Annotated in this window: 11 protein-coding genes; 10 read left to right on the top strand and 1 reads right to left on the bottom strand. The window is 34.8% G+C overall.

Features of this window, described 5'->3' with window-relative positions; all coding sequences use genetic code 11:
• The 8 genes from guaB to ACJROP_RS06430 all read left to right on the top strand — a co-directional run.
• Positions 1-1,320, top strand: a 1,320-nt coding sequence (gene guaB, locus ACJROP_RS06395; protein WP_406534652.1) for an IMP dehydrogenase, incomplete at its 5' end; no start/stop codon positions are given.
• A gap of 249 nt (positions 1,321-1,569) precedes the next feature.
• Complete coding sequence (rpl37A, locus tag ACJROP_RS06400) at positions 1,570-1,839, top strand: 50S ribosomal protein L37Ae (RefSeq protein ID WP_406534653.1); 270 nt, start codon at positions 1,570-1,572, stop codon at positions 1,837-1,839.
• A gap of 3 nt (positions 1,840-1,842) precedes the next feature.
• Entirely contained in the window at positions 1,843-1,974 is a 132-nt protein-coding gene (locus tag ACJROP_RS06405; protein ID WP_082706360.1) for a DNA-directed RNA polymerase subunit P, read from the top strand.
• 43 nt (positions 1,975-2,017) lie between these two features.
• Complete coding sequence (locus tag ACJROP_RS06410; RefSeq protein WP_406534654.1) at positions 2,018-2,503, top strand: Brix domain-containing protein; 486 nt, start codon at positions 2,018-2,020, stop codon at positions 2,501-2,503.
• Positions 2,496-2,762: a KEOPS complex subunit Pcc1 gene (locus ACJROP_RS06415; RefSeq protein ID WP_406534655.1), complete on the top strand. Its 267-nt coding sequence runs from the start codon at positions 2,496-2,498 to the stop codon at positions 2,760-2,762. Before ACJROP_RS06410 ends, ACJROP_RS06415 begins: the two co-directional genes overlap by 8 nt.
• A gap of 30 nt (positions 2,763-2,792) precedes the next feature.
• Complete coding sequence (locus ACJROP_RS06420) at positions 2,793-3,140, top strand: prefoldin subunit beta (RefSeq protein WP_406534656.1); 348 nt, start codon at positions 2,793-2,795, stop codon at positions 3,138-3,140.
• A gap of 35 nt (positions 3,141-3,175) precedes the next feature.
• Positions 3,176-3,460, top strand: a complete 285-nt coding sequence (locus tag ACJROP_RS06425; protein WP_406534657.1) for a DUF3194 domain-containing protein — start codon at positions 3,176-3,178, stop codon at positions 3,458-3,460.
• Between the two features lie 593 nt (positions 3,461-4,053).
• A complete protein-coding gene (locus tag ACJROP_RS06430; protein ID WP_406534658.1) occupies positions 4,054-4,743 on the top strand; it encodes a HisA/HisF family protein in 690 nt (229 codons plus the stop codon).
• On the opposite strand, the gene ACJROP_RS06435 is transcribed toward ACJROP_RS06430, so the two are convergent.
• Positions 4,735-4,914: a hypothetical protein gene (locus ACJROP_RS06435; RefSeq protein ID WP_406534659.1), complete on the bottom strand. Its 180-nt coding sequence runs from the start codon at positions 4,912-4,914 to the stop codon at positions 4,735-4,737. The genes ACJROP_RS06430 and ACJROP_RS06435 overlap by 9 nt on opposite strands.
• Positions 4,915-5,074: 160 nt before the next feature.
• Here ACJROP_RS06435 and ACJROP_RS06440 point away from each other — a divergent pair, with 160 nt between their 5' ends.
• On the top strand, positions 5,075-5,896 hold the full coding sequence (locus ACJROP_RS06440) for a PfkB family carbohydrate kinase (protein ID WP_406534660.1): 822 nt from the start codon (positions 5,075-5,077) through the stop codon (positions 5,894-5,896).
• A 159-nt stretch (positions 5,897-6,055) separates the two neighbouring features.
• Positions 6,056-10,911: DUF4011 domain-containing protein (locus tag ACJROP_RS06445; RefSeq protein WP_406534661.1), on the top strand; the 4,856-nt coding region annotated here is incomplete at its 3' end.

Genomic DNA, 10,911 nt, shown 5'->3' on the forward strand with positions numbered 1-10,911 from the left:
ACTGTAACCGAAGCAGATCTTGCAGTGGCAATGGCACAACAAGGTGGTGTAGGAGTAATTCACAGAAACCTATCACAAGAAAGACAAGTTGAAGAAGTTAAGAAAGTTAAAAATGCTGAAGATTTAACAATTCGTGATGTTATAACTATTTCCCCAGATTCTACCGTTGCTGAAGCCGAATCTTTAATGCGTAATGAACTTATCAGCGGTTTACCTGTGGTTTCTAATGATGAAATCATGGGAATTATCTCAAAAAGGGATATCAGACCTGTTTTAAATTCAGAACCAACCACTGCAATTAAAGATATCATGACTTCCGATGTGGTTACTGTTGATGAGGGAGTTTCCGCTGAAGAAGCGTTAAATGTTGCTTATGAAAATAAAGTTGAAAGGCTTCCTGTTGTTCACGATGGTAAATTAGTTGGAATTATTACTATTAAAGATATATTAAACCAAACTCAATATCCAAATGCAGCACGTGATAAAAATGGAGACTTTTTAGTGGCTGCTGCATGCGGTCCATTCGATTTGGACAGAGCAATGGCACTTGACCAAGCAGGTGCGGATATTATTTCAATTGACTGTGCTCATGCACATAATATGAATGTGGTTAAGTTTACTGAAACTATTAAAGACAATATTGATGCGGAATTATGTGTGGGTAATATTGCAACTGCCGAAGCGGCTGAAGACTTGATTTCAATGGGTGTGGATGCACTTAAAGTTGGTATCGGTCCGGGTTCAATGTGTACCACCCGTATTGTAGCCGGTGTTGGCGTACCACAACTTACTGCTATTTCTGATGTTGCTGATGCTGCAGCAGATTCCGGCATTCCGGTTATCGCTGATGGTGGTATCAGATACTCAGGAGATGTTGCAAAAGCTATTGGTGCCGGTGCAGATGCAGTAATGTTAGGTAACTTGCTTGCTGCTTCCCTTGAAGCTCCAGGTGATATTGTTGTAATGAACGGTAAACAATACAAAAAGTATCGTGGAATGGGATCCATGGGTGCAATGACCAGCGAATATGATGGTGGAGCAGACAGATATTTCCAAGGTCAAAAAAGTAAAATGAACCACACTAAATATGTTCCTGAAGGAATTGAAGGTGCTGTACCATATAGGGGAACAATTGCAGAAATATTATTCCAATTAGTAGGTGGTTTAAAATCATCTATGGGATACTGCGGTGCTAAGGATATAGCTGCAATGAAAGAAAAAGCACAATTCGTTAGGATTACAAGTAGCGGTATTAAGGAATCCCATCCTCATGACTTGTTAATTACTAATGAAAGCCCTAATTATCCAACTCTTGAATAGTTGGATATTAATCAATTTTTTGATGGGAAGTAAGATGGAGCATAAAGATTTATAGGAAAATGAATTTTTCTCATCAAAATTTTATATTTTATATTAAAGCAAGTGTTTTTTCTTAAAATTACCTATTTTAAGGAAACCTTTAAATATTAGTATATTCAATATTATCATATTAGATAATTTTATGATTATTTTTATATAATCAATTTATTTACATTTTATTAAATTTTATTATTAACGGAGAGAATATAAATGGCAAGAACTAAAAAAGTGGGTATTACAGGAAGGTTCGGTGCAAGATACGGAAGAAAAGCAAAAAGATCTGTAAAGATTATTGAAGAAAACATGAAAAAAGCTCATGTTTGTCCTAAATGCGCTAGACCTTACGTAAAAAGACAAGCTGCTGGAATTTGGAAATGCAGAAAATGTGGTGCAGTATTTACTGGTGGAGCTTACGTTCCTCAAACCCCTATGGCAAAATCTGCAGCACGTAGTATCAGAGACATTAAAGTGGAGGAATAGGCATTGTATAGATGTCCACGTTGTGGAGCAGAAGTAGACCATAAGAGCTACATGGAAAATAAATGTCCTAAATGCAGATATAGGATTTTATTTAAAAATGTTCCAGAAACTACTAGAATTATAAAAGCAAGATAGTTTTATCTGCTTTTACTAAATTTTTTTACTATTTTTGATTTAAATGTTAATCTCAACTTCTAGAAAACCTTCTCAAAAAACTAGAAAGTTCTGTAAAAATTTAGCGCATGCAACAGGTTCAACTTCTGTTAACAGAGGAAAGATGAACATGCGTGAACTTTTGCTTAAGGCTCTGGAAGTGGATGAGTTTAACTTGGCTATTGTTAATGAAATAAAAGGCAATCCTAGTAGAATATCATTCTATTCTAATAAAGGAGAACTATTGCTGAGCATTCTTATTGGAGCATCTGAAGGCACAGAAAAGATGAGCATTGCTCCATCACAATTGAAAATAGTGTCTAGAGTTGATGAGCTTAATGTTTTAAGCGATATTTTAGACTTGGATTTAGTAGACTATGCGGAAGAAAACTTTATCTTGATTACCAAAGGCGATGATTCAGTAGCCAAAATTAATTTCATTAACAAATTTGGAGATAAGATCAACTTCCAGATTAATGTTAAAAAGATTTTAGAGGTTTCAAATGATTGATGAAAGCCCTCTTGAATCTGTTAAAAGCAATATAGTTATTGAATTCGAAAGCAGTAGTCAAGCTAAAATCGTTTATGATTCTATTCTTTTGGAATTCAGTACAGCTCCCGATTTCAGGTCATCCATGACAATTGATTTGGATGATTCAAATATCGTGATTGATATTGATGCGGAAGATTCCACATCTTTTAGGGCTTCTGTAAACTCAGCAATCAAGTGGATAAAATTGGCATTAGAAATAAATAACTTGACAACTTAATGTTTATATAATTATTAAATAGGTGATAATATGGAGATTCCTGAAAACATTCAACAACAATTAAATCAGTTTCAACAGTTACAACAACAAGCTCAAGCTGTGAGCATGCAAGTTCAAAATGTTGAAATTCAAATCCAAGAAACTCAAAAAGCTTTAGATGAACTCAAAAAAACAGACAGTTCTACTGAAGTATTCAAACAAGCTGGTACATTACTCATTAAAATAGAATATGATGATGCATTAGCTGAAATGGCAGATAAGTTAGAAACTCTCGAGTTAAGAAAACAAACCATGTCTCGCCAAGAAGAAAGAGTCATGAAAAAACTCGAAGAAATGCAAGGCGCTATCCAAGCTGCTATGAATGGTATGGGCCAATAGGCTTAATACTTTCATTTTTCTTTTTTTAGATTTTCATGTCAAAATTAAAGCAATTAACTCAAGATGATTTGGCTACTATTTCTGATGATTTTGGAGAAATTCTTGAGCGTGAAGTTTCAAAATCAATTCCCATGAAGGAATTGGAAGATTTGGATTTAGATATTACTCTCAGCTATGATAACGATCAGTTAGATGTTGATGTTGATGTTGGAGTATTGTTTGATGAGCTTTCAGAAATTAGTCAAGATCAAGTGATTAAAGCTATTGATAAAGCTTATTTGAAGTTCGATTCTTATATTGATGAGAACTTTAGAGCTTAATTATTTTTTTTTAAATTTTTGAGTATTACATATATTATATGTTTATATTAAACGAGTAATACTTTTTCATAAAAAAGTATTTATATTATAAAATTCTACTATTATATAAGAGTTTGAAGTAACAATAATAGCTTAGCAATATTAAGGTCAAACACGTAATACTATCTTTTAAATAAAATTCCCTCTTTCATTTACTTCAAACTTTTTTTATTCTTTTTTAATAAAATTAACTTTATCAAGATTATTTTATTTATTTTTAGTAATTTTAAAGCTTTTAAAAAGTGGTGTTTTATAGTTATTATTTTTTTCTCAATGATTGTCGATATTTTTTGGCTGAATTTTGCATTTGTTTTAGTTTTTTTAAAAAATACTAAAAATTATTTATTCAAGTGTACTTTAATTTTTCTAAATTATAGTAACATTTATATACTATGTAAGATAACTTAATTATAGAGGTTCATAACTAATCTGTTATTTACCAATAAATTGATCATTATTTTTTAGTATACTCGAGGAAAGCCAAACACGTCGCTTTCCTCACCTCCTTAACTTTTTTTTAAAATATTAAATACTTGTTTTGTCTAACTATTATTATGATTAAAAAAATTCCCGTTATAGATTTAAAACAGCATCAGGCTGTAAGCGGCAAATCAGGTATGAGGGACACTTATCAACCGCTAAGCACTGTTTTTGCATCATCTGCAGACCCTGTTGAAATTGCGCAGGGACTGAAATTGAACGGTGCAGATGAGATGTACATTGCCGATTTGGACCTGATAGAATCCAATGGCCACAACATCATGGATGTCAAGATGGTCAACACAATCCTGCCGGTGATGTATGATGGTGGCGTTAAGAATTTTGAATCCTTTGAATTTTTCCTGGATTATGCATATAAAATCATTGTTCCCACAGAAACCCTTGAAAGCATTGAAGAGATGAAAAAGATATTCGAAAAGTATCCGAAGGAAAGGATTGTCATAAGCGTGGACGTTAAAAACGATGAGCTGTTTACAAAGCATTTGGGCTTGAACTTATCCGAATTCAAGGAAATCTTAAAGGAGCTTGATCCCAATGAGATAATCCTTTTGGACATCACTGGTGTCGGTACTGAAAAGGGATACAATAAAAAATTGCTTGAGGAGTTTGAGGATTTAAAGGAAAAATTGATAATTGCTGGTGGTTTGAATAAGGACTCCCTTGGTGAATTGGAGTCATTGGGTATAAAAAAAGTATTGATTGGAACTAGTCTGCATTCAGGTGAAGTCAAGCTTCTAGACTAGAACGCTTAGAATTAAATAAGGGAATACACATGCAAAGACAAATAATGCAATACCCATTCCTAATTTACTCTTATTATTTTCTAAAGATCCGGATATGATAAATATAAATGCGAATAATCCACATATTACCGGAAGAATATGTGAAAATATAGTTGTTCCGATTAATGCCATTTTAAATCACTTATTATAATTTACTTTTTTTAATTATATAAATATAACTTAATTATGCATTTGCAAAAATTGAAGTAATTTTTCCAGGAATTAAAAAAAATGATTTATAGTAATTCAAATAAATTATTTGTTATATCTAAACTTTAGGGGAAATCTTTCTATGACATTAGTTGTTATTGGTCCTGTAACTAAGGATTTAATAGTTATTGGGGATAAGCAGTCTCAAAAAATCGGCGGGGCAACCTATTTTCAATCATTCGTTTTTGAAGAGTTCTACAAAGACTACATGGCTATTGTAAACTGTGCTGATGAAAGCATGGTCAATGATTTTCCTGATTTAGATAAAGTTAAAGTGCTTTTAAAAGAGAATACTCATTATTTCATTAACAGGTATCCTTTTGAGGATGATTTGGACATCAGGGAGCAGTCAAGCAACTTTGCCGAAATCCCAATTCTGAAAAGTGATCTGGAAAGTATTTTACCTGAAAAAATTGACGGGTTCGTCATAAATCCCTTAAATAGGTATGACTTTCCAGCTGAAACAATCGATTATCTGAAGAGTTTCAATGTTCCTGTTTTCATTTCAGTTCAAGGTTTTCTAAGGGTTGCAGATGTTGAAGCAAACGGCAATTTCACCATCAAATTAGAGGACTTTGACAATCTAAGCGATATTTTAAGGGGTGCAAATGCAATATTTCTTGATGAGGCAGAAGCAAGCATCATAGGTTTGGACTTTGATGTGGATGAGACAGTCATAACTAATGGCTCTCGAGGTTCTAGAATAATTTCAGATGATGAAATCAGGATTGATGCGGTAAAGTGTGATAATGTTGTTGATACAACAGGATGCGGCGACACATATATGGCAGCATACATTTCACAGAAATTATTGCTGAAATCATCTGAAAATGCAGGTAACTTCGCTTCCAGGGTTGCCAGTGATAAAATTGGACAGTTTGGTCCTTATAAAATAAACAGATAGATGATTTTTGGAAGTTATTTCTAAACTATTTTATAAACATTCATTTCTAATTTTTAATAGATTTTAATTAAATTTACTTTATTTAGAAAACTTTATTAATTAATATTATTATAATTAATAATGTATTTCTTAACTTTTTAAACACTACAAAGGGTCATCATGTTAAATAAATCAGATAATATAATCGAAAAGGAATTTAAAAATTTACGTAAGGAGCTTTTGGACTTAACTTTAAGAAACCAGCTTCTTAACTTCAAATCAAGAGCTAAAACTATCACTATAGTAAATCAATCCCCTACAAACCTTTTTCAGACATTGGTCCTGCAGGAACATAAAATGTATTTTGTAGCCAATAAGAAGGACAAACAGGAAGACAAATCTTCAGTTTGGGATCATATTCCATTTGACTTTTCAAAGTTTTCCGAAGGGGATAAGAAGTTAGCTACTGACTTGACCCCAAAAGAGCTCCAAAAAAGATTATATTACATCAATAACCAAGCCAAGACCATGCTTCAGGAGCAAGGATATAACATCTTATATTTGGCAATAGGCTTTTTGGTATGGAAAGACAAGTCAAAGCCAAGACAGAAAAACAAGGCCCCTCTAGTGTTGATTCCAGTTGCAATGGAACGTAAAAAGGTTGGTGAATCATTCAACCTTGAATGGACTGGAGAGGATATTCAGACAAACATTTCACTCAAAGCCAAATTATTGGAAGCGGGCATTGAACTTCCTAATTTTGAATTCAAAAGGTATGGTGAAGTCATTGACCATTATATTGCAAGCGTAAGGCGTGCTGTCAGCCGTATGGATGGATGGGAAGTGAACAGTGATGTGGCTTTAGGTTTCTTCAGCTTTACAAAATTTGTAATGTATAATGACTTGAACCCAGATGCATGGGCAGATAACGTTGATTTGACTAAAAATGAATTGATTCAAGCTATTTTCAATCCTGCCAAAAATGACCAGGCTGCATTTAGGGAAGAGGATATTGACTCACAGTTGGAGTATCAGAACATGTATCAGGTTTTGGATGCCGATTCTTCTCAAATTGCGGCAATCCAGGACGTTAAGGCAGGGCGCAATCTTGTTGTGGAAGGTCCTCCTGGAACCGGTAAGTCACAGACTATCGTAAACCTGATAGCTGAACTGTTGGCCGAAGGCAAGTCAGTTCTATTTGTTTCAGAAAAGATGGCTGCATTGGATGTTGTAAAGGACAGACTGACTGCCGTGGGATTGGGCAAGTTTGTATTGGAATTGCATTCCCACAAAACCAGGCGTAAAAAGTTCTTAAAGGACTTGCAGAAAGCAACCAACGTACGTGCTCAAGAGCCGTTAAATATTGATCAGACCATTCGTAAACTGGAAACATTGCGCCGCCAGCTTGACGATTATTCTCAAATTATCCACAAGCCTGTATTTGCAGTAAACCTGTCAGCATTCCAGCTGTATGGTATGAAGGAATCTGCCGATGATCATTTTGCAACTAAAGCTACAATAATGCCATTGGTCAGATTTGAAAATCCGGAAGCCGTTACTTTAAAAGATTTGGATGACATGAAGATAGCTTTGGAAAACCTGGCTGAACTATATCAGACCATTTCCAAGGAAAACCCTTGGAGCAAATGCGCTCCAAAAAGTTTGCTTCCAGCAGATTTAAGGGAAATCGAAATGCTGATCAACGATACATTATTCGCTTTGGATAACTTCCTGGTTGAGCGCGGAAGAGTTTATGACATTTATGGAATCAAAAAGCCGGATACCTTGAATGAGTTTCAAAATTCCCTTTCCGCCTTTGAAGTTATCAAGTCACAAAATGCGGAATTAATAGACGGAAGCATAATCAAATCAGGGGCATGGAATAATAACAATGACGATGCATTTAAATTAATACAAGAGCTTCAAAAGTATCAAAAATATTCCGGTATTTTAAATAAATTCAATCAAAGTATTTTCCAAGCGGACATTGACAGACTGATATATGAGTTAAGAAACATTTCCAATAAAAAATTCAGATTCTTCAACAACAAGCAGCACATTGAGCTTGTTGAGATGTATTATGCTTATCCCGTTAATGGCAGCATCGATGAAATTATAAGGGATTTGCAGGAAGCAAAAGCTGTCATTAAAATTAGAAAGAACCTTGAAGCTAATGAAGCATTAGGCAGAAAATATTATGGCGCTTACTGGCATTTAAATGCTGATATCAATGATTTGAAAGCAATTGCAAAATGGATGACTGAATTTACCGCACTTGTACGTCAAGGAACATTTTCAGAAAATACCATTGACCTGATGAGCAAGGACTTATTTGACATTAAGCCTGAAAGGGATCTTGCCGAGTACATTGATGCCGGAGAGGAATTCGTTAGAGTGCTTTCAAGACTTAAAGATAAATTGAACCCTAGAAGCAAACTGATTTTCAAAAGGGAAACTGGAGACGTTCCGTTTGAAGCATGGAAAGAACAGTTATACAACTGGAGAGGACAATTGTCCAGCCTTCACTTATGGTCCCAATACCTAAATACAAAAAATGCGCTAAAAACTTCAAATGCAAAGATGTTTGTCGACTCAATCGAAAAAAGAAACATCAAAAAAGAAGACATCGAGGCATTGGTTGAAGGAAATTTCGCAGATTCACTCTTAAATATATTATTCGTTGATAATCATGAACTTGCAACATTCGTTGGAGAGCTTCATGAAAACAGAATCCGTGAATTCAGGGATTTGGATAAAAAGATTTTAGTACTAAACCGTAAAAGAATTTACCATAAGTTAAACAGCAACATTCCTAAAATCTTTGGAGGAACTGAAAATCCGCAAGCCAAAATCCTTGCAGGAGAATTTACAAGAAAAAGTGGGCATATGCCTGTTCGCAAGCTCTTGGAGAAAGCCGGTGGAATGATAAAGCAAATCAAGCCTTGTTTTATGATGAGTCCGTTATCAATTGCCCAATATTTGGATCCGACAAATGAGGAATTGCAGTTCGATGTTGTTATTTTTGACGAAGCAAGTCAAGTAAAACCTGAAGATGCTCTCGGTGCATTCATGAGGGGTAAGACTGCTGTTGTCATGGGAGATACTCAGCAATTGCCTCCTACATCATTTTTTGACCAGATGTCAGATGCTGAAAGTGATGAGGAAGAAGCGACATCCCTTGATATGGAAAGTATCCTGCATTTATGTAAACTGTCATTCCCGGTTAAAATGCTTAAATGGCACTACAGATCCCGCCACGAATCATTGATTACAGTTTCAAATAGGGAATTTTATGATGATGACCTGCTGGTTTATCCTTCACCTTCTCACAATGACCCTGAATTAGGTTTGAAATTCCACTATAACCCTAATACTGCATATCACAGAGGTGCATCATCCGCAAATCCTCTTGAAGCAGAAGATGTTGCAGATGAAATTTTCAATCATTTTGAAAAATACGGAGATACCAAAAGTTTAGGTGTCGGAACATTTTCTGTTGCGCAGAAAAATGCAATTTTAGAGGCCCTTGAGGTAAAACGTAAGGAAAGACCTGAATTCGAACCGTTATTCTCAGATAATAAAGAGGAAAGATTCTTTGTTAAAAACCTTGAAACAATTCAAGGGGATGAAAGGGATGTTATCTTAATAAGTGTAGGATATGGTTTTGACCAAGACAGAAAAATGTCACTTAACTTCGGTCCTCTAAACCAAGACGGTGGGGAAAGACGTTTAAATGTATTGATTACCCGTGCAAGGGAAAAATGTGTTGTATTCTCAAACTTTAAAGCTTATGACATGAAATTAACCGCAAATCCACCTTATGGTGTAAAATCATTAAAAGAGTTCTTGGAATATGCTGAAAACTTAACTTTAGGAACCCATGTCGGTGAGGCATACACTCACGAACCATTTGAAGATGCAATAGCCAGCTTTTTAGAAGAAAACGGTTATACTGTTGACAGACAAATTGGTTGTGCAGGATTCAGGGTTGATTTAGCTATTGTGGATGATGAAAATCCTGGAAAGTATATTTTAGGAATTACAACCGATGGAAAAATGTATTCATCAAGTAAAGTTGCACGTGACAGGGACAGGCTTCGTGAACAAGTGTTAAACGGTTTAGGCTGGAAACTGTATCATTTATGGTCAACTGATTGGTACAGAAACAGGGACTTAGGACGCAAAAAGCTTTTGGATTATGTTGAAAAATCCATTCGCAAAACTCGTGAAGAAGAAAAACGCAGATCCGAAGAAGAGAAAAAATTAGCTGAAAAAAGAAGATTGGAGGCTGAAAAGAAAGCTGAAGAATTACGCATTGCACGCGAAAAAGAGGAAGCTGAAAGAAAAGCACAGGAAGAAGAGGAAAATGACATTAACATTGAAGATATAGGTCCTGCAGACTTCGTTGAAGTCGAAAAAGTTGATGACATATTAGAAAAACCTATAGATGTAAGTGAAATTGACCCGTCAGAATTCTTTGAAGATGAAAAGACAATCAATGAAGACAATACTATAAAAGAAACTCCTTCTGAGTTTGTTAATGTTGAGACTCCTGATGATGTTGGTTTTGATGAATCTCCTTCTGAGTTTGTCAGTGAGGATTCTATTGATGAAGGTTCATCTGAAAATTCACAGGATATCAAAGATTCAGCAGATTCAATTAATCCGGCCCCATCTAATGATGAATTCAATGTTGAAACAGAAGAAGGTAACTCAGCTGCCATAGAGGAAGAAGCCGACCAAAATATTGATGATGATGCAGAAGTATGGGAATCCGATGAAGGTGTTTCTCCGGAAGATAACGCTGAAGTATGGGAAAATGAAAAGGACTATTCCGATGAGGAAATTAAAGGCATTTCAAAATCCATTTCAGACAAGGTAAAATCATTCTTAAAATCCGATGAGGAAGACGAATTTGAAGAAAAACCTGCTTCAATCTTTAAATTTGCAAAAGACTTAGGCAAAAATTCTGATTTAAATGATGACATTATCAATGATATTGAAGAGGAAATCCCTGAAAAACCAGAAGAAATTGT

Origin of the sequence: Methanobrevibacter sp., assembly GCF_045220775.1 — an archaeon.
Taxonomy (GTDB): Archaea; Methanobacteriota; Methanobacteria; order Methanobacteriales; family Methanobacteriaceae; genus Methanocatella.

Coding starts and splice junctions, on each gene's coding strand:
- ACJROP_RS06440 (WP_406534660.1), top strand. CDS start 5,075: ATGACATTAGTTGTTATTGGTCCTGTAACTAAGGATTTAATAGTTATT.
- ACJROP_RS06420 (WP_406534656.1), top strand. CDS start 2,793: ATGGAGATTCCTGAAAACATTCAACAACAATTAAATCAGTTTCAACAG.
- rpl37A (WP_406534653.1), top strand. CDS start 1,570: ATGGCAAGAACTAAAAAAGTGGGTATTACAGGAAGGTTCGGTGCAAGA.
- ACJROP_RS06435 (WP_406534659.1), bottom strand. CDS start 4,914: ATGGCATTAATCGGAACAACTATATTTTCACATATTCTTCCGGTAATA.
- ACJROP_RS06430 (WP_406534658.1), top strand. CDS start 4,054: ATGATTAAAAAAATTCCCGTTATAGATTTAAAACAGCATCAGGCTGTA.
- ACJROP_RS06415 (WP_406534655.1), top strand. CDS start 2,496: ATGATTGATGAAAGCCCTCTTGAATCTGTTAAAAGCAATATAGTTATT.
- ACJROP_RS06425 (WP_406534657.1), top strand. CDS start 3,176: ATGTCAAAATTAAAGCAATTAACTCAAGATGATTTGGCTACTATTTCT.
- ACJROP_RS06410 (WP_406534654.1), top strand. CDS start 2,018: ATGTTAATCTCAACTTCTAGAAAACCTTCTCAAAAAACTAGAAAGTTC.